The organism is Natrinema thermotolerans, from assembly GCF_031165565.1.
GTDB classification, from domain to species: Archaea; Halobacteriota; Halobacteria; order Halobacteriales; family Natrialbaceae; genus Natrinema; species Natrinema thermotolerans.
This window is the reverse complement of sequence record NZ_CP101873.1, coordinates 2,457,096-2,480,552: the sequence shown is the minus strand read 5'-3', so window position 1 is coordinate 2,480,552 and position 23,457 is coordinate 2,457,096. Positions and strand designations below refer to the sequence as shown.

22 protein-coding genes and 1 pseudogene are annotated in these 23,457 nt (G+C 62.6%); 15 read left to right on the top strand and 8 right to left on the bottom strand.

The window, feature by feature from the left end:
• The first annotated feature begins 38 nt into the window (after window positions 1–38).
• Entirely contained in the window at window positions 39–443 is a 405-nt protein-coding gene (locus NP511_RS12740; protein ID WP_049965787.1) for an SHOCT domain-containing protein, read from the top strand.
• A gap of 24 nt (window positions 444–467) precedes the next feature.
• On the opposite strand, the gene NP511_RS12735 is transcribed toward NP511_RS12740, so the two are convergent.
• Window positions 468–1,874: an APC family permease gene (locus NP511_RS12735; protein WP_049965786.1), complete on the bottom strand. Its 1,407-nt coding sequence runs from the start codon at window positions 1,872–1,874 to the stop codon at window positions 468–470.
• Between the two features lie 341 nt (window positions 1,875–2,215).
• Here NP511_RS12735 and NP511_RS12730 point away from each other — a divergent pair, with 341 nt between their 5' ends.
• Window positions 2,216–3,589 (top strand): aspartate aminotransferase family protein, encoded by a 1,374-nt coding sequence (locus tag NP511_RS12730; RefSeq protein ID WP_049965785.1) that lies wholly within the window; start codon window positions 2,216–2,218, stop codon window positions 3,587–3,589.
• Window positions 3,589–4,758, top strand: a complete 1,170-nt coding sequence (locus NP511_RS12725; RefSeq protein WP_049965784.1) for an acyl-CoA dehydrogenase family protein — start codon at window positions 3,589–3,591, stop codon at window positions 4,756–4,758. Before NP511_RS12730 ends, NP511_RS12725 begins: the two co-directional genes overlap by 1 nt.
• 109 nt (window positions 4,759–4,867) lie before the next feature.
• Here the strand turns inward: NP511_RS12725 and NP511_RS12720 are convergent, their stop codons facing one another.
• Window positions 4,868–5,386, bottom strand: a complete 519-nt coding sequence (locus NP511_RS12720) for an Lrp/AsnC family transcriptional regulator (protein ID WP_049965783.1) — start codon at window positions 5,384–5,386, stop codon at window positions 4,868–4,870.
• A gap of 124 nt (window positions 5,387–5,510) precedes the next feature.
• Between NP511_RS12720 and NP511_RS12715 the strand changes: the two genes are divergently transcribed.
• Complete coding sequence (locus tag NP511_RS12715) at window positions 5,511–6,749, top strand: MBL fold metallo-hydrolase (protein ID WP_049965782.1); 1,239 nt, start codon at window positions 5,511–5,513, stop codon at window positions 6,747–6,749.
• 85 nt (window positions 6,750–6,834) lie between these two features.
• The gene (locus NP511_RS12710; RefSeq protein WP_049965781.1) at window positions 6,835–7,266 is read left to right on the top strand and encodes a hypothetical protein; all 432 of its coding nucleotides are present in this window, start codon (window positions 6,835–6,837) and stop codon (window positions 7,264–7,266) included.
• A 50-nt stretch (window positions 7,267–7,316) separates the two neighbouring features.
• On the opposite strand, the gene NP511_RS12705 is transcribed toward NP511_RS12710, so the two are convergent.
• The 3 genes and pseudogenes from NP511_RS12705 to NP511_RS12695 all read right to left on the bottom strand — a co-directional run bounded on the left by NP511_RS12705 (window position 7,317) and on the right by NP511_RS12695 (window position 11,282).
• Window positions 7,317–8,012, bottom strand: a complete 696-nt coding sequence (locus NP511_RS12705) for a DUF7983 family protein (protein ID WP_049965780.1) — start codon at window positions 8,010–8,012, stop codon at window positions 7,317–7,319.
• A 206-nt stretch (window positions 8,013–8,218) separates the two neighbouring features.
• Window positions 8,219–9,142 (bottom strand): annotated as a pseudogene (locus tag NP511_RS12700) (LLM class oxidoreductase).
• Window positions 9,143–9,308: 166 nt separating this feature from the next.
• The gene (locus NP511_RS12695; RefSeq protein WP_049965779.1) at window positions 9,309–11,282 is read right to left on the bottom strand and encodes an aconitate hydratase; all 1,974 of its coding nucleotides are present in this window, start codon (window positions 11,280–11,282) and stop codon (window positions 9,309–9,311) included.
• A gap of 302 nt (window positions 11,283–11,584) precedes the next feature.
• Between NP511_RS12695 and NP511_RS12690 the strand changes: the two genes are divergently transcribed.
• The 9 genes from NP511_RS12690 (at window position 11,585) to NP511_RS12650 (ending at window position 20,285) form a co-directional block, all read left to right on the top strand.
• A complete protein-coding gene (locus NP511_RS12690) occupies window positions 11,585–12,067 on the top strand; it encodes a deoxyuridine 5'-triphosphate nucleotidohydrolase (RefSeq protein WP_006647878.1) in 483 nt (160 codons plus the stop codon).
• 42 nt (window positions 12,068–12,109) lie between these two features.
• Window positions 12,110–12,664, top strand: coding sequence for a hypothetical protein (locus NP511_RS12685; protein ID WP_049905348.1), 555 nt, complete (start codon window positions 12,110–12,112; stop codon window positions 12,662–12,664).
• 80 nt (window positions 12,665–12,744) lie between these two features.
• Window positions 12,745–13,209, top strand: a complete 465-nt coding sequence (locus NP511_RS12680; protein WP_049966885.1) for a hypothetical protein — start codon at window positions 12,745–12,747, stop codon at window positions 13,207–13,209.
• 90 nt (window positions 13,210–13,299) lie between these two features.
• Window positions 13,300–13,734, top strand: coding sequence for a hypothetical protein (locus NP511_RS12675; protein ID WP_049965778.1), 435 nt, complete (start codon window positions 13,300–13,302; stop codon window positions 13,732–13,734).
• Between the two features lie 69 nt (window positions 13,735–13,803).
• A complete protein-coding gene (locus NP511_RS12670; protein WP_049965777.1) occupies window positions 13,804–16,221 on the top strand; it encodes a PAS domain S-box protein in 2,418 nt (805 codons plus the stop codon).
• Between the two features lie 63 nt (window positions 16,222–16,284).
• Complete coding sequence (gene gnd, locus NP511_RS12665; protein ID WP_049965776.1) at window positions 16,285–17,184, top strand: phosphogluconate dehydrogenase (NAD(+)-dependent, decarboxylating); 900 nt, start codon at window positions 16,285–16,287, stop codon at window positions 17,182–17,184.
• Between the two features lie 152 nt (window positions 17,185–17,336).
• Window positions 17,337–17,615: a HalOD1 output domain-containing protein gene (locus NP511_RS12660; protein ID WP_049965775.1), complete on the top strand. Its 279-nt coding sequence runs from the start codon at window positions 17,337–17,339 to the stop codon at window positions 17,613–17,615.
• Between the two features lie 736 nt (window positions 17,616–18,351).
• A complete protein-coding gene (locus NP511_RS12655; protein WP_084158282.1) occupies window positions 18,352–19,683 on the top strand; it encodes an AAA family ATPase in 1,332 nt (443 codons plus the stop codon).
• Window positions 19,680–20,285: a hypothetical protein gene (locus tag NP511_RS12650; RefSeq protein WP_136396893.1), complete on the top strand. Its 606-nt coding sequence runs from the start codon at window positions 19,680–19,682 to the stop codon at window positions 20,283–20,285. The genes NP511_RS12655 and NP511_RS12650 overlap by 4 nt, the downstream gene beginning before the upstream one ends.
• Before the next feature lie 378 nt (window positions 20,286–20,663).
• Here NP511_RS12650 and NP511_RS12645 read toward each other — a convergent pair whose 3' ends face one another.
• Window positions 20,664–21,071 (bottom strand): hypothetical protein, encoded by a 408-nt coding sequence (locus NP511_RS12645; protein ID WP_049965773.1) that lies wholly within the window; start codon window positions 21,069–21,071, stop codon window positions 20,664–20,666.
• 225 nt (window positions 21,072–21,296) lie between these two features.
• Between NP511_RS12645 and NP511_RS12640 the strand changes: the two genes are divergently transcribed.
• Window positions 21,297–21,560, top strand: a complete 264-nt coding sequence (locus NP511_RS12640; RefSeq protein ID WP_049965772.1) for an ArsR/SmtB family transcription factor — start codon at window positions 21,297–21,299, stop codon at window positions 21,558–21,560.
• A gap of 22 nt (window positions 21,561–21,582) precedes the next feature.
• Here the strand turns inward: NP511_RS12640 and NP511_RS12635 are convergent, their stop codons facing one another.
• Entirely contained in the window at window positions 21,583–21,984 is a 402-nt protein-coding gene (locus NP511_RS12635) for an HVO_A0114 family putative DNA-binding protein (RefSeq protein ID WP_049965771.1), read from the bottom strand.
• Between the two features lie 161 nt (window positions 21,985–22,145).
• A complete protein-coding gene (locus NP511_RS12630) occupies window positions 22,146–23,396 on the bottom strand; it encodes a hypothetical protein (RefSeq protein ID WP_049965770.1) in 1,251 nt (416 codons plus the stop codon).
• Window positions 23,397–23,457 lie beyond the last annotated feature (61 nt).

Here is a 23,457-nt window from a genome sequence, read left to right as displayed (position 1 = left end):
CCCCGCGTGTTTTTGTGCCCGTCGACCGAACGACGACCATGGGACGTCTCAGTTCCGTCCTGCTCAAAGGGCTCGGCGCGGTCGTCCTCGCGGTCGTCGTGCTGAGCGTCGTCGCCACGATCGTCGGCATCGCCCTCTCGGTGATCGCGGCCGTCCTCTCGTTGGTGCTGACGCTTGCCGTCCTGTCGCTGGTCGTCCTGGCCGCCGTCGGTCTGTTCTCGTTGTTCGGCGCGGACTCGAGCGCCGGGAGCGACTCGGACACGCCGGCCGAAACCCGCCCCGATCCAGAGGAACGCGTTCGCTCCCGGTACGTCGACGGCGACCTCGACGACGAGGAGTTCGAACGGGAACTCGAGCGGGTTCTCGGCGAGGAGACGGTCGGCGTCGACGACGTCGAGACCGATCGATCGCGTCGTCGGCACCGAGAACGAGAGCGGCGGTGACGGAGCCGCGGATCGGCGCGGCCGTTACTCGTCCAGCGCTTCGATTCTGCTCACCACTTCGTCGGCCGTTTCGACCGACCCGTCGCCGGAGACCGCGTATAGGACGAGTCCGAGGACACACCAGCCGAGGACGATGAGCCACTCGTAGGGCCACAACAGTGCCGACTGGCCGCCCGGAAGATAGAGCGTGATGAAAATCGCCGTTGCCACGAACCCGAGGATACCGACGACGGGGCCACCGGGGACCTCGTACGGCCGATTCATCTCGGGTTCACGGTAGCGCAGAACCAGAAACGAGACGACGACGAGGAACCAGGCGACGACGATGCCGAGGCCGCCCGCGTTGACGATCCACGTAAGCATCTGTTCGCCGAAAAACGGCGCGAGCGCGGACAGGCCGCCGACCAACAGGATCGCGTTGCTCGGAGTGTTGTGTTTCGGGTGGACTTTCGAAAGGGGTTCCGGGAGCATCCCCGACTCCGAGAGTGCAAAGAGCGCTCGACTCCCGCCGATGATGAACGCGTTCCAACTCGTGAGGATTCCCGCGACGCCCGCGAGAGCCATGAGTTGGCCGGCGGTCGAACTGTCGTACAGTTCGGCCATCGCCGCCGCCGCAGGGAGCGAACTATCGACGAGGGCACTCCCGGAGAGCGCGCGACTCGAGCCCCAGATGACGGCCATGTAGAACAGGGCGGCCAACCCGACGGCGAGGATGATCAGCAGGCCCAGCGTCCGCGCCGGAATGTCGGCTTCTTCGGCGGATTGTGGAATAACGTCGAAGCCGACGAACATAAACGGCGTCATCAATACGACGGTGAAGATGCCAGCGGTCCCGGCGCCGAACGAGCTATCGGGCGACGGTTGCCCGTTGGTAACTGCCCCGCCGATCAGGATGAGGCCGGCGAGCGCGATGATGACGGTCATGATGATCTGGAACTGCGCGGCGACCCGGATCCCGATATAGTTCAGGTACGTGATACCGAGCGTGCCGAATACGCCGACGAGAATCCACGTCGCGTACACCGGTTCGCCGGCGACGTCCCAGAGCGGGATCGCATTGAACCCGGGGACGATAAACGCCATCGCGGACGGGAGCGCGACCGCTTCGAACGCGGCGACGGTAACGTATCCGAAGACGATCGCCCAGGTGCAAACGAACGATCCGGTCGGTCCGAGGGCGCGGAGGCTATAGACGTGTTCGCCCCCGACTAACGGCATCGCAGCGGCGAGTTCGCTGTAAATGATCGCGACGATACCGACGACGACGGCTCCTCCGAGAAACGCGACGATCGCTCCCAGTGGGCCCCCATCGTTGATCCAGTCACCGGCGAGGATGATCCATCCCCACCCGATCATCGCTCCGAACGCCAGAATCAGCATCTCTTTGCTTCCGAGCGCCTTCTCCAGTCCGCTCTGTGTTGTCTCTGACATGGTATGTCTTGTGACTTCTTAACATGTACCGCATGCATACGCCCCCACTTATATCTTCCGCCAGTATTGTATATTTACCAGGAACAGGTATCTGCACTGCTAGCTATCCAACTTCACCATCTAATATTGTATATTTAGCAGAATCGTTCGGCCGGCGATTACCGGCGAGCGGACGCCCAAAGGGACTCGAGAACAGCCACTCGAAGGGACCGCACAGAACGTCACGATTCCAACCTGATTGGATAATATATGATATTCTATTCTTTATTGGCTATATTCCTATCTCGCTGCATCTAGGTAGGAACCGAACCAAATATATCCAAAGAGTGTGACTAGGGCACATGGCCGTAGGCCCATCGATCGACGAGCTTCACTTCGCGACCGAACCATCGGTCGACGAGGTGCCGGGACCGAACTCACGGAAACTACTGGAACGACAACGGGAGATCGATAGCAACGCAGTGGCGTATCCGCGCCGCGTCCCCATCGCACTCGAGGAGGCCCGGGGAGCGACGGTTCGGGACGCCGACGGAAACACGTTCCTCGATTTCTTCGCGGGGATCGGCGTCCTGAACGTCGGTCACTCGAACCCCTACGTCCTCGAGGGGACCCAAGAGCAACTCGAGTCGATCGCACACACGATCGACTTCCCGACCGAGGCGCGGGTCGATCTCATCGAGAAACTGCGAACGATCGCCCCGGGCGGGTTGGCCGGCTCGAGCAACGTCGTGTTCGGCGGTCCGAGCGGGAGCGACGCGATCGAGGGATCGATCAAACTCGCCAAACACAACACTGGACGCCACGGAATTTTGGGCTTCGAGGGGGCGTATCACGGGACGACCGCCGGCGCGCTCAGTCTCACCGCGGGCAAGAAGTACAAAAAAGGGTACGGCCCGCTACTGGCGGACGCCGTTCACGTCCCGTATCCGACGCGGGACGCGGGCGCTGGTGGCCGGGACGCGTGTGAGCGGTGTCTCGATGCCGTCAAACGGAAGTTCGAGGCCCCCTACGGCGGTCACGAAACGCCCGCCGGCATCTGGGTCGAGCCGATCCAGGGCGAGGGGGGCGTCGTCGTGCCCCCGGAGGGCTTTCTCCAGGGGCTTCGCGACATCGCGGACGACAACGACGCGATGCTGATCGTCGACGAGATCCAGACCGGACTGGGTCGGACCGGCGAGTGGTTCGCGACCGACCACTTCGACGTGACTCCCGACGCGATCACGATGGCGAAGGCACTGGGCGGGACCGGCCTGCCGATCGGGGCGATGCTCTATCACGAGAAGTTCGATACGTGGGGGCCCGGCGGCCACGTCGGGACCTTCCGTGGCAACGCGCCGGCGATGGTCGGCGGGCTGCGAGCGATCGAGTACATCGAATCCCACGACCTGCTGTCACACGCGACGGCGCTCGGACAGTATCTCCGCGATCGGCTCGACGAGGTCGCGGAGACGACGCCGGAACTGGTGGACGTGCGAGGCAAGGGGCTCTTCGTCGGCGCGGAGTTCGTCGACGCCGACGGCGCTCCCGGCGCCGATATCGTCGAAACGATCCAGACCCGCTGTTACGAGAACGGACTCCTGGTCTGGAACGCCGGCCGACACGGGAACGTCTTGCGGCTGATCCCGCCGCTCGTCCTCACCCGCGAACAGGCGGAAGTCGGGATGAACATCCTCTGTAACGCGATTCGAGCGAGTACCACGGAGGGACGGAACTGATGTTCGATTTCCTCGATCTCGAGTCGGAACTGACGGACGAAGAGCGCCTGATCCGGGACACCGCACGCGAGTTCGTCGACGACCGGGTGCGCCCGGACGTCGGCGACCACTTCGAGAGCGGGAGCTTCCCCACCGACCTCATTCCGGAGATGGGCGAGATGGGGTTTTACGCCCCCAATCTCGAGGGCTATGGCTCGCCGAACGTCTCCGAGACGGCCTACGGCCTGTTGATGCGGGAACTCGAGGCCTGTGACTCGGGGCTGCGCTCGATGGCCTCGGTACAGGGTGCGCTCGTGATGTACCCGATCCACACCTACGGTTCAGACGCACAGAAAGAGGAGTGGCTGCCGAAGCTCGGCAACGGTGAGGCCGTCGGCTGTTTCGGGCTGACCGAACCCGAACACGGCTCGAACCCGTCGGCGATGGAAACCCGTGCCGAAGCGGACGGCGACGGCTACGTCCTCAACGGCTCCAAAACCTGGATCACGAACTCGCCGATCGCCGACGTGGCCGTCGTCTGGGCGCGTGATCAGTCGGCCGAGGACGACCCCGTTCGCGGGTTCCTCGTCGAGACCGACCGCGACGGCGTCACGACCAACAAGATCGACGACAAACTCTCGCTGCGGGCCTCGATCACGGGCGAGATCGGCCTGAACGACGTCTACGTGCCCGAAGAGAACGTCCTCCCGGGCGTTTCCGGAATGAAAGGGCCACTGTCCTGTCTCACACAGGCTCGCTTCGGCATCGCCTGGGGTGCCGTCGGGGCCGCCCGCGACTGCTTCGAGGTCGCCAGACAGTACGCGACGGATCGCGAGCAGTTCGGCGGTCCGATCGGTCGATTCCAACTCCAGCAGCGCAAGCTCGCGGAGATGGGCACCCAGATCACGCTCGCCCAGTTGCTCGTCACCCGTCTCACCGAGCTGAAAACACGCGGCGAGATGCGTCCCCAGCACGTCTCGATGGCCAAACGCAACAACGTGCGGATGGCGCGCAACCAGTCGCGGATCGCCCGCGAGATGCTCGGCGGCAACGGCATCACCACCGACTACTCGCCGATGCGACACATGGCCAACCTCGAGACGGTCTACACCTACGAGGGTACCCACGACATCCACACGCTCGTCCTCGGCGAGGAGTTCACCGGCATCCCCGCCTATAGTAGCCGCTGAAACGATTGACACACTGATCGCACCGCCGTCGTGTGAGCAGGTGTGTATTGACTGTCAGTGGCACGATACGAATGAGCGATCGGAACGCGTCGCGGAGATACCGCCGTCGCTATTCCGTCTCGTCCGAGAGACCGTGTGCCTCGAGAAACGATGCCCGATCGTAGTCGCGCAGGGTGCCGATCCCCTCGCTGGTCTTGATCGTCGAGATGACGAACTTCGAACTCGTCCGGTTGATTTCGTCGATCGATTCGTAGTCCTCGACGAGTCGTTCGACCATATCCCGCGAGGTCAGTCGCCCGATGAGGATGAAGTCGGTGTCACCCATCGTGAAATACACCTGGTTGATCCCCTCGATATCGGCGAGTTGTTCGCCGACCCGTTCGTGATACCCCTCATCGAACTCCGCCCAGACCTCGGAGATGACGGTCAGCCCCAGGCCGACTTCGTCGAGATCGAGTTCGTACAGATCGTTCGTGATGACGCCCGCCTCTTTGAGATTCTGCAGGCGATAGTGGACCGTCGACTTCGGGATCCCCGTTTCCTCGTGGATGATTTCCGTGTTATCGGTCTCCCGATCGGCGATCGCAAAGAGAATCTTGACGTCCCGCTCGTCGAGTGTGTTGTTCATCCGTGCGTTCGTTTGACGTACCCGAGCCTATTCTCTTTCGGTGATCAGTCCGCCGGGCCGATCGCGAGTATGCAGCCGGGTGTAACCGATGGCGTCAAACGGTCCGGACCGTTACCGCTCGGTAATGGACGTACGGTTTCTCGGCGGTGCCGGCGAGATCGGTCGGAGCGCGCTCTGTATCGACGAGAGGCTCGTTCTCGATTTCGGAATGGACTCGGGGAACCCGCCGGCGTTCCCGATCGGCGACGTCGACCCCGAGGCCGTCGTCGTCAGCCACGGCCACCTCGATCACGTCGGTTCGGTACCGGCACTGCTGTCCGGCGACGCCCGCCCCGAGATCCACTGGACGCCGCCGACCTACGACCTCACGATGGTCCTCGCTCGGGACACGCTGAAGCTCCACGGCGGCAGCTACGACTGCCCGTTCACCGAGGCGGAACTCGCCCGCGTCGCCGAAGTCTCCGAGACCCATGGCTACGAGGAATCCTTTGAGGCCGCGGGCTACGAGGTCACGTTCTTCGACGCTGGCCACGTCCCCGGCAGCGCCCACGTGTTGGTCGACGACGGCGACACGCGGCTGCTCTACACCGGCGACTTCCACACCGAGGACCAGCGGCTGCTCGCCGGCACGACCGCCCGGCCCGACGCCGACGTCGTGATCTGTGAGAGTACCTACTCGGACGTGACTCGGCCACCCCGCGAGGAGATCGAACGCGAGTTCGTCGAGAGCCTCCGGACGACGATCTGGGAGGGTGGGACCGTCGTCGTCCCGGCTTTCGGCATCGGCCGCACGCAGGAAGTGCTGTGTCTCTGCGAGGCGTACGACCTCGAGTGCTACGTCGACGGCATGGGCAAACGCGTCACGGAGCTGTTCCTGCGCGAGGCGAACCGCGGCTATCTGCGCGATCCGGACCTGTTGCGCCGAGCGAAGGGCAACGCCCGGTTCGTCGACGGACGCGACGGTCAGCGGCGGCGGATCGCCGAGCAAAACACCGTCATCGTTACCACGAGCGGGATGCTCCACGGCGGGCCCGCGATGACCTACGTTCCCGCCATCCGTTCGCACCCGACCAACAAGATCGCCATGACCGGCTATCAGGTCGAGGGGACGCCGGGACGGGACCTGCTCGAGACCGGCAGCGCCGAGATCGACGGCCGGATGCTGCCGGTCAGCGCGCAGGTCGAGCAGTACGACTTCTCGGCCCACGCAGACCGCGACGGCCTGCGCGACTTCCTCTCGGCCTACGAGGACACGCGCGTGCTGGTCAACCACGGCGACCGCTGTGCGGCGTTCGCCGCGGAGCTTCGTACCGATGGCTTCGACGCTGCCGCGCCGGAACTCGGCGACCGCTGCGAGTGCTGACGATGTGGCCGAGCCGCCACTCGCAGGAGCCGGTCCGGCACGTTCAACGCCGACCGTTTTGACCGCCGTCCCCGTCGGACCTAGTATGAGCGATCCCGATTCCACGGCCGGTCCCGAGACGGACGTCGACCTCGACGACCTCGAGCTGAGCGACGCCGAACAGGCGGCGCTACACGAACTCCAACTCGGGACCGAACACGTCCACCGCGCCTACGGCACCCTGCTCGAGTTCCACCACGAACTCGGGCACGCGATGGATCGGATGGGCGACGCCGAGGACCGACTCCGCGAGGCCGGCCACGAGGAGTGGGCCGACGCCCTCCGGGACGAGCATCTCCCCGCGGGCGCGATCAGCGACGAGTGGACCTTCGAACTCGTCGAGGAGTTCTCGGGGGAGTTCCTCGACGAGGTCGACACCTTCGAGGAGGAAGTCAGGGAGGAACTGGCCGACGGGGTCGACCACGTGACCGAGCGCCGCCAGAAGCGGCGGTTGCGCGACCGGGCGAAGGACCGATAATCGAGATTGCTGCTATCGTGTCAAGCAGGAACCTCCATCAGCGATCCTGCTTAGAACTCGAATAGATCGCGGTATTCTTTCGGGAGCGATGCCACGTATTCTTCGCACATTCGTTCATTGACATCGGTCCGTTGGATTCGGGGTGCATCTTCTGTTTCGAATACTTGTTCATCATCGATATCTGTCTCTTCGATAGCGGTTGCTAGCTTCTGTTTGTCGACACTGAGGACCGTCTTTGGATCGATACCAGCACGGTCAAGCGTATCGAGGACTTCGTCTTCATCCCTCACGTACCGTCGCTGCGTAGTATACCGACGAATCTCTCCGTAATCAGATTCCACGACCCGATCATCGTGAATTCGCTCTAGCAACGCGTCTCGGACGACCTCGCGGGCATCGTTCGAAGATCGAGTGATCGTTGACAACAATGCATACAGGTTCGTTAGACGGAACGGATCTAGCTCGTCAAGTGAGTCGAAGTCATACTCGTCGACCAGCGCGAAGAAAGCAAGTGTTTCGTAAGCGAATTCGATCGGTAATTCGCTTGCTTCCGTCTCGTTGGTATCCTCTTGTTGCCGTTTGCGTGCCATAACGAACGCACGCGCACCATCGTGTCCGAGCCGATCCCACGAGTGGTTTTCATCGTGAGTCCCACTGATGTGAGCCGCGACCGATCGAATCCCGTTCTCGTATTCACAGCCCTCAACGGGACATTCGATCGGATCGTACGCATCGGGTTCGCTCATTCGGTTATGCATTCCAGTCAGGTCGAATAAATGTTTCATTCGAACTATCCGAGACGCAGCCCTCCCGGACCGAGACCCGTTCGTCGGCGAACCGAACCAGCGGACGGTATCATCTCTACCGTGGGACCAATAGCGGTCGTGCGGTAACAGGAGGTGCAGCATAACACGAACTCATTTGCTCGACGGTTCATCAACCCTAACCGTCGCTACAGGTCGTCGATAATCTCGTCGGCGAACGTCGCCAGTGCGGCCTCACGGTCGTCGTTTTGAATCCCGATAATCGCGTGATCGAGGCCGTACGTCTCGAGTCGGCGGAAATAGTCCCGGAACCACTCGACACCGGCCCGAAAGCCCAGGTGGAGCGGCTCGGGGTCGGCCGTCCGGTCGTCGGCCAGCTCGACCCGGACCGCGATGGCGAAGGGCTTGTCGCCGGCGGCCGCGCGCCACTCGGCAAGATAACTCTCGAGGGTCGATTCGGGGAGGTGATAGAACAGCCAGCCGTCGCCGTGGTCGGCGATCCACTCCTGGGACTGGCGGGCGTTGCCGGTCGGCAACAGCGGGATCGTCTCGGTCGTCGGCTTCGGGACCACATCGAGGTCGCCCTCGAGCCGGCCCCACCGGCCCTCGAGTTCGGGGAACTCCTCGCGCCAGACCGTCCGGAGGGCGTCGACGGACTCGCGAAACAGCGCGCCACGCTCCTCGCGGTCGACGTCGAAGGCGGGGTACTCGGGGTCGCGATCGCCGGAGGCGACCCCGAGGACGAGTCGCCCGTCGGACAGCCGGTCGACCGTCGCGGCCGACTTCGCGACGTGGAGCGGATGCCGGAGCGTGAGGACGACACTCGAAGTCCCGAGCGCGATATTATCGGTCCGGGCCGCGACGTGAGAGAGCCACGGTCAGGTGTCGAACGTCTGACCGGCATCGCCGAACTTCGGCCAGTAGGTCGGCACGTCGCGAGCCCAGAGGCCGTCGAAGCCGACGGCTTCGGCGTGTCTCGCGAGTTCGACTTCGGCCTCGATGTCGGGCGTCGATCGGTTCGCTCCGGTCAGGGGAAAGCCGGCACCGAAGGTCAAGCCGTCCGGTTCGAACAGTCGTCGATACCCAGCGTTTTCGTGTCCGTCGGCGGGCATTCGGTCGTGCTATCCGGCCGAACGGTATGACGGTGGCGTTGTCCGGTATCGTTGCCGGCATCGGTTGGCAGCCCTCGGCTATGATCGGGTAACGGGAACCGACCGCCGGGAGCGTCGCCACTCGAGTCCGGTAAAAAAGACAGAATTGAGAGTCGCGAGCAGCCGATCAGTCGTCGGCGGGCGTCGCGCCGCCCTCGTCGCTCTGGGCCTGTTCTTTCGTCCAGGAGAGCTTGCCGCCGGCCGCGAGGATCGCGCGTTCGCGCTCGGAGGCGTCGAGCGTCGCGGTGTACTCCTCGCCGTTGACGCGGACGGTGAACTCCTCCTGTCCGGAGGTGACGGCGTCGTAGACGTCGTCGACGATCTCGACCTCGTCGCCCTGGTCGATGTCGGCGTAGGTGTCCTCGTCGATCGTCAGCGGGACGATCCCGAAGTTGAAGAGGTTCGCGCGGTGGATGCGAGCGAAGCTCTGTGCGAGGACGGCCTCGATGCCGAGGTACATCGGACACATCGCCGCGTGTTCACGCGAGGAGCCCTGTCCGTAGTTCTCGCCGGCGACGAGGACGCCGCCGTCGGCCTCACGGGCGCGCTCGGCGAACGTGTCGTCGACACGGGAGAGGGTGAACTCGGAGAGCTTGTCGATGTTCGACCGGTACATCAGGATGTCCTGGGTCGCAGGAATGATGTGGTCGGTCGTGATGTTGTCCTCCATCTTGAGGAGGGCCTCGCCAGCGATGTCGGCGTCGAGCTGGTCCTTCAGCGGGACGTCGCCGATGTTCGGGCCCTTGACGAGTTCGTCGTCGGGGGCTTCCTCGGGCGTGATGAGGTCCGTCTTCGAGCCGTCGTACTCGTCGGGCAGCTCGATGCCGGGTGCCTCGAGACCGTCTTCCTCGTCGGCGAGGTCGCGCGGGTCGATGATTTCGCCCTTGATCGCCGCGGCGGCGGCGACCTCCGGCGAGCAGAGGAAGACGTTGTCGTCCTCGATACCCGAGCGGCCCTCGAAGTTGCGGTTGAACGTCCGCAGCGAGACCGAATCCGAGGAGGGGACGTGGCCGATGCCGATACAGGCACCACACGTCGCCTCGGAGAAGTTGACGCCGGCGGCCATCATCTCCGCGACCCAGCCCTCGCGGGCGAGCATCTCGGAGGCCTGCTTGGAGCCGGGCGCGACGATCATCTCGGTCGTGGAGTTGACCTCGCGGCCCTCGAGCATCTTCGCGGCCGGGAGGACGTCCTCGTAGCCGCCGTTGGTACAGGAGCCGACGATGACCTGTTCGACGGACTGGCCGGCGACCTCACGGACCGGCACGACCTTGTCCGGCATCGAGGGCTGTGCGATCAGCGGCTCGAGGTCGGAGAGGTCGACGACGATCTCGTCGTCGTACTCGGCGTCGTCGTCGGGCTGGAGCCGCTCGTACTCGTCGCCGCGGTTGAGACGCTCGAGGTAGTCTTCGGTCTGCTCGTCGGTCGGGAAGATCGACGAGGTTGCGCCCAGTTCGGTGCCCATATTGGTGATGGTCATCCGCTCGGGCGCGGTCAGCGACTCGACGCCGGGGCCCGTGTACTCGAGGATCTTGCCGACGCCGCCCTTGACCGTCAGGCGACGGAGCAGCTCCAAAATGACGTCTTTCGCGGTGGCCCACTCGGGGAGTTCGCCCTCGAGGCGGACGTTGACGACTTCGGGCATCTCGATGTAGTAGGGCGCGCCGCCCATGGCGACGGTGACGTCGATCCCGCCGGCGCCGATGGCGAGTTCGCCGAGGCCGCCGGGCGTGGGCGTGTGGCTGTCCGAACCCAGCAGGGTCTTGCCGGGGGCCGCGAAGTTCTCGCGGTGGACGTTGTGGCAGATACCGTTGCCGGGTCGAGAGAAGTAAGCGCCGTATTTACCGGCCGCAGAACGCAGGAAACGGTGGTCGTCGGTGTTCTTAAAGTCGAACTGATAAGTCTGGTGGTCGCAGTACTGCGCGGCGATTTCGGTCTGGACTTCGTCCAGTCCCATCGCTTCGAACTGGAGCCAGACCATCGTTCCGGTCGTGTCCTGGGTAAGTACCTGGTCGATCTCGATCCCGATCTCCTCGCCGGTCTCGAGTTCGCCCTCGACGAGGTGGTCGTCGAGAATCTTTTCGGTGAGAGTCTGTCCCATAGCACCCAAAAGTCGGCCGTCCGTCCTGATAAATCCAGCGTGTTTCTACCGATGTAGGGCCCAATACCACCTCCCGAATCGGAACGCGATCCGTAAATATTGCCGGTCGGCTGCCCGTTCGTTGAACGCAGTTTCAGCAGGACCAGATGCTCCCGCAAGGGACACGCGACGACGGGCCGGCCGGCACGAACCGGCGGACGGGACCGTGACGGGCTGGGTCGCGGCGTGACGGATGCTACCGCACCGTCGGGTCACCGCGAACGGATACGCTTTTCTCAACGCCGCGGCGTCGAACCAACACGATGTTCCGCTCCGGTGCGTTCGTCGCCGACCACGTTTCGCCGACGACCGACGAGCAGGTCCAGCCCAACGGGGTTGACCTGACCGCCGACGTCGTCTTCGAGCAGTTAGAACCGGGCCGCATCACCCGGGACGGGAAGCAGATCGGCGACCGGATCGCCCGCCCGCTCGAGGAACTCGAGGAGGCCGATCCCGACACCTACTATCTGCCGAAGGGGGCCTACGTCGTCCGGTACGGCGAGCGGATCGCGATCCCGGAGGGCCACGTCGGCTTCGTCTACCCCCGGTCGTCGCTCATGCGCAACTCCTGTATGCTCAACACAGCCGTCTGGGACGCCGGCTACGAGGGTCGCGGCGAGGGCCTGTTGCAGGTCCACCACGACATCGAACTCGAACGCGGCGCGCGGATCGCCCAACTGGTCTTTGCCAGGGCCGATCACGAGGACGTCTACGAGGGGAGCTATCAGGGCGAACACCTCGAGTGACCGCGGCCGTTTTTGCCGTTCCCCTCGTAGCCGCTCGTACCGATGATGGCGACCACGCACGTGTTTACCGGGCTCGCGGTCGTCGCCCCCGTCGCGTACCACGTTCCCGAGTTCGGGACGGCGCTCGCGCTCGGGGCGATCCTCGGCGGACTGGCTCCCGATCTCGACCTCGCGTTCGCGCATCGGCGGACGTTTCACTTTCCGGTCGCCGGGCTCGCGGCCGCCGCCCCCGCCGTCGCCGTCGCGGCCGTCGCTCCGGCGAGCGCGACGCTTGCGGTCGCCGCGTTCGCGGTCACGGCCTGGCTCCACGCCGTCAGTGACTCGATCGGCGGCGGGCCGGAGATGGACCCGTGGAACGACCGCTCCGACCGCGCGGTCTACGATCACGTGCGCGGCCGCTGGCTCCGGCCGCGGCGCTGGATCCGCTACGACGGCGCGCCGGAAGACGCCGTTCTCGGCGTCGCGCTCGCGGTTCCGGCCCTGCTCGTCTTCGAGGGATGGCTCGTCACCGCCGCCGCCGGCGGCCTCGCGGTGTCGCTGCTCTACGCGCTCTGTCGGCGACGGCTGGTCGCGTGGACGCCCGACTGGCTCGAGTGACCGCGGACACGACAGCCGTCGCGACAGTCGGGCGATCCGAAGTCGGAACGCTGATACGCCCGCTGTTCGAGCGATGCCGTATGATCGACGTTCTCGCAGCCAGAACACTCCATCTCGTCTTCGCGGCCCTCTGGGCCGGCAGCGTCTGTTTCGTCGCCGCCGTCGTCCTGCCGCTGGCACGCGACGGCGCGTTCAACACGACCCACCCGCTCGAGGTGATCTCGGGGAAGCTCACGACCGTCTCGCGCGTGAGTTCGCTCGTTCTCTTTCTCTCGGGCGGACATCTGGCGGGACGGACCTATACGAGTGAGACGCTCTTCGGCTCGACGAACGGCCACCTCGTCCTCGCGATGGTCGCGCTCTGGCTGGTGCTGACCGCCCTCGTCGAGATCGGTTCGAAGCGACTCGAGACCGGTCTCACCGGCAAGAAGATCCGCGAGCCGGCCCGCGACGCCCTGCCCGTTTTCCGCGCGGCGGCGATCGCAGCCGTTGGCCTGCTGGTGGTTGCGGGGCTGCTGTCGGGCAACGTCGCTAGCTTCCTATAGCGGCGACTGACGATCGGTTTCCGGCGGAACACCTTCGCAACGAACGTTCTTGCGAAAGATACTTAGTCAGTTACTGTAAGGTACTCGCTAATGATCAGGGGTAAGGACATGGCACTATCACTGCTTGCGGTCGGGACGGCCGCCGTCGCCGGCTACGTACTCAGTTCGGACCGGTCGGCGACCGGCGCCTCGCGATCGAAAGCCGACCTCGGCGCGCGGGTCATCGGCCCGGACGAGGTTCCCGACGACGCCACGGTCGTCGACGCCTCGGCGGAACGGCTCGGCCGGATTCCCGGCGCGCGGCGGGCGCTCGATCGCGCGGTCCGCAACGGCGCACACGAGGAGTGGGAACACGTCACGCTCGATCGTGACGGCGCGTGGTCGGTCGTCGACCGGATCCGCCAGTCGCTGCCGTACTACGATGCCGACGATGACGGGTACAACGGGGTCTACGTCCGGTACAACGACCGCATCGTCGTCCTCGATGCGATCGGCTGGGCGCGCCTCGAGGAACCGATCGCGTAGGTTGCTCCCTCGACCCATGGTATCTCGCCACAACATTAATGACCAACGGCACCAACCGTTGGCCAGACCGTGTCCCGAGCCGGCCAGCACGTCGTTTTCGTCGGTAATCCGACGCCGCCGTGTGACCTCGACGCCGCCTTCGACGTGGTCACGGCGGGCGACCGGGCGGCGGTCGTCGACTGCCTCGAGACGACTCGCGTCGACTGTGTGATCGTCGACGGGACCGGCAGCGATCGCGTCGAAACCGTCGCCGCAGTCCGCGACGTTGCACCGACGGTGCCGATCATTTATACGACGGCAACGCCCGATGGGAGCGCCGCGGCCGCGGCGACGCGGGCGGGTGCGACGGAGTACGTCGTCCGGACGGGCGAACCATCCCTCATCGATCGCATCGAGGCCCTCTCGACCGGCGAGGGAGACAGCACGATCCGACCGGCCACGGTCGACGCCGCGACCGAATCGCCCGCTTCGGCCGACGTGGGAACCGACCTCACCGCTCGGACGGAAACGGTTGACGGGCAGGCCCCACCGGTCGGGCCTGCGGAGCGCGACGCGATCCTCGGTCGACTCCACGCGATCGTGTCCGGGGACGACCCGTTCGAGGAGCGACTCGAGGACCGGTCCCGACGGCGCGAACTCGAGCGGGGTCGCACCGCCCGCGGACGCACCCTCGATCGGCTCGACGACGCCGTCATCGTCGTCGATTCGGATCGGCGATTCGTCCACGTCAACGATGCCTTCGCCGATCTCGTGGGTGCTGACCGAGAGGGTCTCGTCGGGCGTTCGGCGGCGTCGATCATCGACGAAGATGCGTACCGTGACTGGATGGCCGTAGTCGGATCACCGACCCCCGGCGAAACGGTCGAAACCGAACTCCAGCGAGTCGACGGCGGAGTCGTCCACGTCGAGGCTAACGTCACGCCGCTTTCGGCGGCCGGTTCGGACGATATCGCGTTCGTCTGCGTCGTCCGCGACGTGACCGAACGCCGCCGCCGCGCGGACGTCGTCACCGGGTTGCTCGAGACGACCCGCTCGCTGTTCGCCTGTGAGTCACGTGCCGACGTCTCGGAGGTCGTCGTCGAGGCCGCCGAACGCGTTCTCGGGTTCGATCTCGCCACGGTCCGGCTGCACGACGCCGATTCCGACGATCTCGTCCTGACGGCCGTCTCGGAGGCAAGCGGCGATCAAATCCGAAGGCGAACGCGAGTCGGCCTCGGCGAGGGGCCGATGGGAGAGGCGTTTCGCCGGGGCGAACCGGTCCTCATCGAGGACCTCCGAACCAACTCGCCACACGAGTACGACCAGCTGCAGGCCGGCATGTGCGTCCCGCTCGGGGACCACGGATTGCTCAACGTCGGGTCGCCGGTCGTCGACGCGTTCGACGACCAGCACGTCCAGCTCGCGCAGTTGCTGACCGCCAGCGCGGCCGCCGCCTTAGAACGGGCCGAACGCGGCGAGGAACTGCTGCGCCACGAACGGATCCTCGAGACCGTCGAGGGGATGGTGTACGCCATCGACGGCGACGCTCGCCTGACGCTCGTGACCGACCCGCTCGCCGAGCGGTTGGGCTACGATCGCGACGAACTCGTCGGCGAGCCCGTGTCCCGCATCTTCGCCGACGAGTCCGACGACCGCGCGGTCGACCACATCGAGGCCCTGCTCTCGGACGCCGACTGCGACAGCGGGGCCTTCGAAGCCACCTACACGACCGCCGACGGGGAGCGGTTCCCGGTCGAGATCGAGTGTTCGCTGTTGCCCCACGACGGCGACGACGACGAGTTCCACGGTACCGTCAGCGTCGTCAGGGACATCACCCAGCGCAAGGAACGCGAACAGTACTTGCAGGTCCTCAACCGCGTCCTCCGGCACAATCTCCGGAACGACCTCACCGTCGTCATCGGCTACGCCGAACTCCTCCGCGAACGGCTCGACGACCCGGACCTCGTCGCCGCGGCCGACACGCTCAGAGAGACCGCGGCCGACCTCGCGGATACCAGCGAGAAGACCCGTGCCATCCAGTACGCGCTCGATCGCGACGGCGACCTCGAGCCGATCGACGTCGCCGCGACCGTCACGGAGACCGTCGAGGGGCTCGACCCCGACGGCGCGACCGTCTCCGTCTCGGCGGCCGACGACCCCTCGGCCTGGGCCGATCCCGGACTGGGGCTGGTCGTCGAGAACCTCGTCGAGAACGCCATCCGACACGGGGGTCCGGAGCCGACCGTCGAGGTCGCCGTGGCACGCGAGGACTGTCGGGTCCGGCTGGCGGTCGCCGACGACGGGCCCGGTATCCCGCCCGCCGAGATCGACGTCGTCACCGGCGAAAGCGACATCACGCAGCTGACCCACAGCAGCGGGCTCGGCCTCTGGCTGGTCCGGTGGATGGTCGACAGCTACGGCGGCAGCGTCTCCTTTAGCGAGTCGGAGCTGGGCGGCAGTCGAGTCGAGATCGCGCTCGAGCCCGCGCCGTCGGCCGACGGGGACTGATCCCGACGCGCCCGCGGACCCGGAACCGCAACCCCTACCACACCGGCCGGCCGACCCCTATCCATGCAACTGGGCGTAATCGGACTCGGACGGATGGGACAGATCGTCGTCGACCGAACCCTCGCGGCGGGCCACGACGTGGTCGCCTTCGACCTCGACGAAGAGGCCGTCGCGACGGCCGCCGACGCGGGCGCGACCCCCGCCGACTCGATCGACGACCTCGTCGAGCGACTGGGCGCGGACAAGCGCATCTGGCTGATGGTCCCCGCCGGCGAGGCGGTCGACGTCACCCTCGAGGAACTCGCACCCCACCTCGACGGCGACGACGTCGTCGTCGACGGCGGCAACTCCTACTTCGAGGACTCGGTCCGCCGGGCCGAGTCCTGCCCCGCGGCCTACCTCGACTGCGGCACCTCCGGCGGCCCCGCCGGCGCGGAACTGGGCTTCTCGCTGATGGTCGGCGGCCCGCAGTGGGCCTATGACGAACTCGAGCCCGTCTTCGACGCCGTCGCGACGGGGCCGGACGGCCACGGACGGATGGGTCCCGCCGGCTCCGGCCACTACGTCAAGATGATCCACAACGGCGTCGAGTACGCCCTGATGCAGGCCTACGGCGAGGGGTTCGAGCTGCTCCACGAGGGCCGGTACGACCTCGACCTCGAGTCGGTCGCGTCGGTCTGGAACAACGGCGCGGTGATCCGCTCGTGGCTGCTGGAACTCTGCGAGGAGGCCTTCCGCGAGGAGGGGTCCGATCTGGGTACCGTCGCGGACCGCGTCGAGGGCGGCTCGACCGGCACCTGGACCGTCCAGGAGGGCCTCGAGCAGGAGGTCCCGCTGCCGCTGATCTACACCGCCCTGTCCGAGCGGTTCGGCTCGCGGGCCGACGACGGCCGGTTCTCGCGACGGCTCGCCAACCGCCTGCGGTACGGCTTCGGTCGCCACGAGGTCCCCCGGCGGGAGTGACGCTCGAGTCGGCGACGCCACGACCGGGGGACCGAGAGCGGGGCCGTCGCACCGCCGCACACGTATCTGGCCATCTGACTGTCGTTTCGTCCAGAACGGATGGGCTGCAATAGTGGGATATTTTCTTTACCGACGGCCCCCCAGCAAGAGTGATGCAATCGATCGAGACGACAGCCGTTTCTCTCAGTGAAGGCGAGCAGCTCAGTATGGCCGTCATCGACCTCGTCTCCCAACTCGAGGATGCCGATCCAACGGCGCTCGAGCCGCTCTACGACGCGATCGATCCCGACCTGCTGGACTCGCTGCCCGATGCCGCGGGCTTCGAGAGTCTTGCGTTCGACTATCACGGCTACTCGATCACCGTCTCTGCTGAAGAGGGTGGGATCGAGGTCGCGCTCGAGGATCCTTCCGAGCCTGAACTCGGGAGGTAAGCGGACTCGAGCGGGGATTGGGCTATTTTTTGTGGTAGGTGGTTCGCTCGAGAGTGCGTAGCGTAGTGGATAGAGTCCTCGATTCCGGACAGAGATGACGAAGGTGAGTAGTCCCGACGGGAAAGGGTGTCTTCAACGGGACTGAGCCAAAAAATCACAACGTCCCAGCCGACCACCACCACCGTGGATGAAGATTTATTCCACTCTATATGGCTCAGGGAACGACGGGTGATCAAATCTAGAGTATAACCCTGAACCAGGCAATTCGCAAAGGAAAACCGTGTATTCTGTGGAGGTAGTTGAGAAAGTAGATGTCTCGGAGAGAACAGCAAGAGACTGTCTCAAATCAATCGCCGGAGCAGCCTTTCTCAAGAGAGGTGTGATGCCGTCAGGGGAATTTCGTTACCTTCCTCCTGACGGCTTAATTGACTGATTTAGACCTAAGAGAGAAGAATGAAAGGAATGGCATTCCCCGTGATACTTTCCGATATAGAAGTAGAAGGGAAACCCCGTGACTTCGAACTGATATTAGCTAAATAGAGGATGGACACTGATCGAGAAAATATAGTAGCCACTGAAAGTCATTGCACACCTGATCGCACGATAGCGTCGCGATCAGTGTGTGACTCGTTTCAATGGCTACTATATTTTTAGGATAAGCCCTTCACACAAATGCACGCTCAAATTGCCCACTGATATAAGGCTACATCACAAATGCATTCACAGACCCCTTCAAATGACTAGACTCGATAGCCTCCAAATTTCAGGGTTTAAGGGGATTGACGAGGTTGATATTGAAACAACCTCAGTCAACATAATAACCGGTAGGAATAATGCCGGCAAAACTTCTCTTTTGGAAGCCATCGATTTATTATTTAATCCTGACAAGATAAAGAAATTTGAAGATAATATTGATAGCTTGATACACGAAGGCCACGAGGAATGTGTTATTAGTTGTGAATATATTCGAGGCCCACAGCTATCATTAGATGATTTTGGGTCAAAATCAGAAACAGATCTTACTGAAACTCGAACAATGAAGTTCGAACAGCCGCATCATCAAGAAGCGGCAGATTTCTTTCTAGAATGTATGAGAGATCTTGTAGAAACGGGTCCAGATTCAGGATATATTGTTAATAGATTTACACGTAACAGAGTAGAACTCGATCAATCGGACCAGCATCCAGATATAATTGAAGAAGAATTATTGGACACGATTACTGGATACCCGATTGAAGAAATAATTGAGAGCATCATAGAGCATAGTCTTGTGATTTCAATAGATGGGGAGAGTTACCCGTATATTTACTTAGGGAATTATTTCCAAAAGTTCAGGGATCGTGTAGTGGGCGAAACCTCGAATAAAATAGAGAATTCGTTGAGAGATGATCCAGAAAAATATGAACAACTAAAAGAGGTCAACCCACCTCAGCTCGAAAGGATCCTAAGCGACATTTTAGTACCCCGTTTCGGAAGTGGAAGGTTTGTATCTGGTTCACCCCCTATATTAGAAGGTGTAGAATTCAATGAGAGTATTAAACTAGATCCAAATGATATAGATTTGAGCAAAGAGAACGCAGCTGTTAGACTCAGCAACATTGAAGATTATGTGAAAGAGCACAATCTAGTAGAGAATCTTTCAGATCTCTCTTTAGACACTATAGTTTTCCATGATGGAAGTAATAAACATCAAGTTCCATATGACTTCATGGGAGATGGTCTTAAATCACTTATTGGGATATTATGGGAACTTTCAGACAGCGACCGAAACGGAAATGTCCTGATGCTAGAGGAACCGGGCCAAAATATGCATCCAGGATATGTGAATAATTTAGCCTATAGGATTACTACGATCTCGAAACTAAGGGGCATACAACTATTCCTCACAACACACAATATTGATCTGATTAGGTCATTCCTGTCGGAAACGCTTCCGGAAGAGGAAAGAGAGTTCCTTGAAGAAGAGTTGACGATATTACAAATGTCGGATGGTATCCCACAGGAACACTCTTATGATGCTGCAAAGATGCAAATGGACCAACTGCAGTTAGACCTCAGAAGTATATGAAAAAAGCATTTTTTGGCGAAGGAAAGAATGATTCTGAGTTCATCGAAATATTCGTAGAAGAGCATATAGATAATGTGAAGTTTGATCGCTTAGATATAGAGGATATTAATAAAGAAGCCGTAGTTCCCAGAGAATCAAGCAAAATTCGTGACTTTAAGGAGCAGTGGAACCCATATGATATCTTAATAAAGTCCGAAGGGGGAGAAGATAAATTAAAAACGGGCTTTTCCACTTTGCTACTTGGTCTAACAAAGTTGCCCTTCGATTACTATTTGTTAGTAGATATGGATGGGGGAGAGATAGATGATGTAGAATCAGAGTTGAATGATAGGATACATAGCATACATAACAACAACAATATAGAGATTTCTCAAAATGGGAGAAAAGACACATACGAACATTTCGTAATACAGTCCTTTTCTGTGATCAGCCACGAGACTATTACTGATAATTTTGAGGTGGTAGCATTTAAAGAAGATCTTGAGGAAGAAGCAGGAATTCCGGATGGAGTAGAAGAAGTGGAAACCATAAGAGATTCACTTGCTGATTTTGTCCAAAAGAACTCAGTTTATCAGCCGTTTTTAGATTGTTGTTTCTCGTGATATTAGAATGGGCAAGATCTCCGACCAATTTTCCCTCCCTGGGGTTGCACGTCGATAGAATCCGATTCCCGAATATGCACACGAGACGCGAATCCTCGTATGCAGATCTCGAGTTGGGCTACTGGTGAGAATAGAATTCATCTCTGAATAGGCGACAAGTTCCGCCGGTTTGGGGGCAGAATGGGCCGTTCAGTGAGTCGAAAAACTAGGAGATACCGGGGCGTGTGTACGAGATGAGAGTTCGACCGTCGCTTCTTGACCATCCCCGTCTGCGTCCCTGGATAGACGACTAGTCCTCTGATTAGACCTTCAGCGAACCGAAATCGAAGAGAAACCGAGCCCGTACAGACGAACCCCGAAACGAACGAAATCCGTTACCTATCCATCGCCGTCCCGCTGCCGATTCCGCTCGAGCGTCCCGGGCTCTGGACCCCGAAACGCCGTCGTGAGCGAGCGACTACGAGACACCTCCGGTGTATCGCCGTCGTGGGCCGCTGGGTCGTAGGGAATCGCCATCTCGGGACCGAACAGCAGGAGGCCGACGTGGCTGGCCTCGGCCCTGATCTCCCGAACGTGTCGGCAGGCCTCGGAGCGATCGTCGGCGTCCGCGGGGGGCGTAGCTCCCGCTCCGGCTTGGATGTCGGCGAGCAACGACCGCGTGAGTCTATCGATCGCCTTGAGGCGCTCGCGGACGGTGCCAGCCGTCAGTTCGGCATCGGACGCGGATGGGATCGATACGTCGGGTCGGTCGGGACCTTCATGATCCCGTGAGTTGTCGTCGGACATGGCTTCCGTAGCGTGATACGGGAGCTGTCGCGGCCCGGTGTCAGGGCACCGAGCCGCTTTCTCCTGAGACGAGGTAGTCGCCTCACGATTCGTTCCCGTGTACCAACAAGTTCTGGCCGTTCCCTAATAACGTTTGTTACTAATTAGTAACACTGGTGAATTCTGTGGGTAGCGTGTATCTACCGTATCGATAGTCGTAAGGAGCTGTTTTGCTACCCAAAAACAATGCGACAACCCGGCGAGTGGATGCAATTACCCACCGACGAGAGAATTCTCGAGATTCTCAACTCGGGGTTGCTGCTCTCGCCGCAAGTCATCGCGAAGAATATCGACAAGTCGCGCGTCCACGTGAACCGCCGTCTCTCTGTCCTCGTCGACTACGGACTCGTCACTCGAGTCGAGCGCGGCTACTACGAAATCGCTGGCCCCGGAGTGCAGTATCTCGAGGGAGAACTCGATGCCGACGATCTCGAGCCCGATAGCGAGTAGGAGCCGGCGATCACTGCGGTAGTTAGGGAGTTGCGGAGGCGGAATCACCGCCGTCGTGCGCGAAGGGACTGATGATGAGGTCGTCGTAGGGAAAGACCGGCCGCTTCGACCGGCCGTCGTCGTCGAACCGGATGATCCCCAGCGCCTCGAGGGTCGTCAGCTCCTCGTGGACGTTTTTCACGTCGCGACCGACGACCCGGGCCGTCTCGCGGATGCTCTCGGGGTCTTCGTCGCGGATCACGCGAAGCAGCGCGTACGTTCGCTCGTTGAACACGTCGCTCAGTTGCTGCTCGTTCGCGACCGTTACCGTCGCCGGTCGGTCGACGGACTCGCCGCCTCGCAGCGTTCGAATCGCCTCGAGGCACTCCTCGGAGAGTCCGTCGGCGTCCCCGATCGTGACCAGGAGTACGTTTGTGGTGGGCATGATGTATCACCTGCCGTCGTCGTAGACGTGTAATCGGCCGTACGTCTCGAGATCGTCGGCGGTCGAAACCGTCCGCTCTGTCGTTGGTTCGAGAACCAACGCGGAAAGAGTACTGATTGGGGGATCACCGAACGGCCGCTCGAAGCGACCAGCCGAAGCGGTCACACCGGCTCCCGAAGCGCCCAGCTATCCGCGAGCGGCTCGAGCCGGTGCGGCTCAGTCCCGCGCGTAGCGAGAATCCCCGCGTGGAACAGCATCGTCTTCAGTTGGAAGACGGTCGGCGAGTGGTAGACGGAGCCGTTCTCGAGGGGCCCACGCCGCAACTCGCCGTCGTCGGTCAGGACCCGGCCGCGGACGCCGTCGTCGCCGCGGACGAACAACTCGACGGTAAAGGAGGGGTGGAGTTCGTGAAGGTATTCGACGACGTCGACCAGCGAGGGATCGGCGATCCCGTCCTCGTGCATGTGCTGGAGTTCCCGGACGAGCAGGCCCGTCGCCTCGTAGTCGAAGAGGACCCGCCGAGCGAGCCGGCCCCACGCCGGCGCGAGATCGACGAACCGTTTCCGCGAGCGGTACCAGTCCGCGAACTCCGAAAGCGCCGCCTCGACCGACCCGCAGTGGCTCTTCGCGAACCGGACGACTTCCTCGCCCAGCGGCGTCAGGGAATCGCCCTCGAGACCGGGCCGGTCCTCGAGCAGGCCCAGGAACGCGGCCCCGCGGCGCGCGTCGTCGACGGCCCCGACGACGTCGTATTCCGACAGCAGCGTCGCCGTCTCGCCGGCCGCGTAGTGAGCCAGCGGATACCCCAGGTAGTTCTTGGGATGGTTCAGCCCGAAGGAGGCGTTGGCGACCCCCTGGACGCTCGCCTGGAACCGCAGCGCCGTCGCCTCGGTCGTCGTCCGGTTGCCGACGACGCGGGGCACCTCGAGGGGCTCGACCGACCCCGCGCTGTCGACCCCGAGGACGCCGACGTTCAGCTCGGTCGCGAGCGCGCGATCGGTCTCGGCGATCGCGTCGATCGGCGCGGCGAGATACGCCGCGTTCGCCTCGCCGAGGCGGTCGTAGGCCTGGACGATCCCGCGCTCGGTGTCGACGCCGCCGCTGGTTTCGCCTTTCGCCTCGATCGCGATCAGGGGCGGCTCGTCGCCGACCCGCTCGACCGCTAGCAGCTCGGGCTCGAGCGCGCGTACCCCGACGAGATCGGGGTAGCCGCTGCCGAGTCGGACGTGGTTGAACGGGGCCAACCGCTCGCGGATCGCGGGGTCGACCGGGCGGCCGGGAAGCCACTCCTCGCTGGCGAACTGGGTGTCGGCCACCGCGTAGGCGGGCGACTCGTCGTCGGCGGGAAAGAGCCGCCGCTTGGCGTGGGCGAGTACCCGCGGTTCCGACAGCGGCCGGGCCGCGCTGCTCATGGCTCAGGATTGCCCAGCGGTTTCAAGAAGGTTCCGGCGGGGAACCGAGCGCCGGTCGGCG

Bases quoted from the DNA above. Each gene is read 5' to 3' on its own strand.
- NP511_RS12655 (WP_084158282.1), top strand. From the start codon at position 18,352: ATGACTAGACTCGATAGCCTCCAAATTTCAGGGTTTAAGGGGATTGAC.
- NP511_RS12695 (WP_049965779.1), bottom strand. From the start codon at position 11,282: ATGGGACAGACTCTCACCGAAAAGATTCTCGACGACCACCTCGTCGAG.
- NP511_RS12685 (WP_049905348.1), top strand. From the start codon at position 12,110: ATGATGGCGACCACGCACGTGTTTACCGGGCTCGCGGTCGTCGCCCCC.
- NP511_RS12715 (WP_049965782.1), top strand. From the start codon at position 5,511: ATGGACGTACGGTTTCTCGGCGGTGCCGGCGAGATCGGTCGGAGCGCG.
- gnd (WP_049965776.1), top strand. From the start codon at position 16,285: ATGCAACTGGGCGTAATCGGACTCGGACGGATGGGACAGATCGTCGTC.
- NP511_RS12650 (WP_136396893.1), top strand. From the start codon at position 19,680: ATGAAAAAAGCATTTTTTGGCGAAGGAAAGAATGATTCTGAGTTCATC.
- NP511_RS12630 (WP_049965770.1), bottom strand. From the start codon at position 23,396: ATGAGCAGCGCGGCCCGGCCGCTGTCGGAACCGCGGGTACTCGCCCAC.
- NP511_RS12690 (WP_006647878.1), top strand. From the start codon at position 11,585: ATGTTCCGCTCCGGTGCGTTCGTCGCCGACCACGTTTCGCCGACGACC.
- NP511_RS12735 (WP_049965786.1), bottom strand. From the start codon at position 1,874: ATGTCAGAGACAACACAGAGCGGACTGGAGAAGGCGCTCGGAAGCAAA.
- NP511_RS12680 (WP_049966885.1), top strand. From the start codon at position 12,745: ATGATCGACGTTCTCGCAGCCAGAACACTCCATCTCGTCTTCGCGGCC.
- NP511_RS12705 (WP_049965780.1), bottom strand. From the start codon at position 8,012: ATGAGCGAACCCGATGCGTACGATCCGATCGAATGTCCCGTTGAGGGC.
- NP511_RS12640 (WP_049965772.1), top strand. From the start codon at position 21,297: ATGCGACAACCCGGCGAGTGGATGCAATTACCCACCGACGAGAGAATT.
- NP511_RS12725 (WP_049965784.1), top strand. From the start codon at position 3,589: ATGTTCGATTTCCTCGATCTCGAGTCGGAACTGACGGACGAAGAGCGC.
- NP511_RS12740 (WP_049965787.1), top strand. From the start codon at position 39: ATGGGACGTCTCAGTTCCGTCCTGCTCAAAGGGCTCGGCGCGGTCGTC.
- NP511_RS12660 (WP_049965775.1), top strand. From the start codon at position 17,337: ATGCAATCGATCGAGACGACAGCCGTTTCTCTCAGTGAAGGCGAGCAG.
- NP511_RS12635 (WP_049965771.1), bottom strand. From the start codon at position 21,984: ATGCCCACCACAAACGTACTCCTGGTCACGATCGGGGACGCCGACGGA.
- NP511_RS12710 (WP_049965781.1), top strand. From the start codon at position 6,835: ATGAGCGATCCCGATTCCACGGCCGGTCCCGAGACGGACGTCGACCTC.
- NP511_RS12720 (WP_049965783.1), bottom strand. From the start codon at position 5,386: ATGAACAACACACTCGACGAGCGGGACGTCAAGATTCTCTTTGCGATC.
- NP511_RS12675 (WP_049965778.1), top strand. From the start codon at position 13,300: ATGATCAGGGGTAAGGACATGGCACTATCACTGCTTGCGGTCGGGACG.
- NP511_RS12730 (WP_049965785.1), top strand. From the start codon at position 2,216: ATGGCCGTAGGCCCATCGATCGACGAGCTTCACTTCGCGACCGAACCA.
- NP511_RS12645 (WP_049965773.1), bottom strand. From the start codon at position 21,071: ATGTCCGACGACAACTCACGGGATCATGAAGGTCCCGACCGACCCGAC.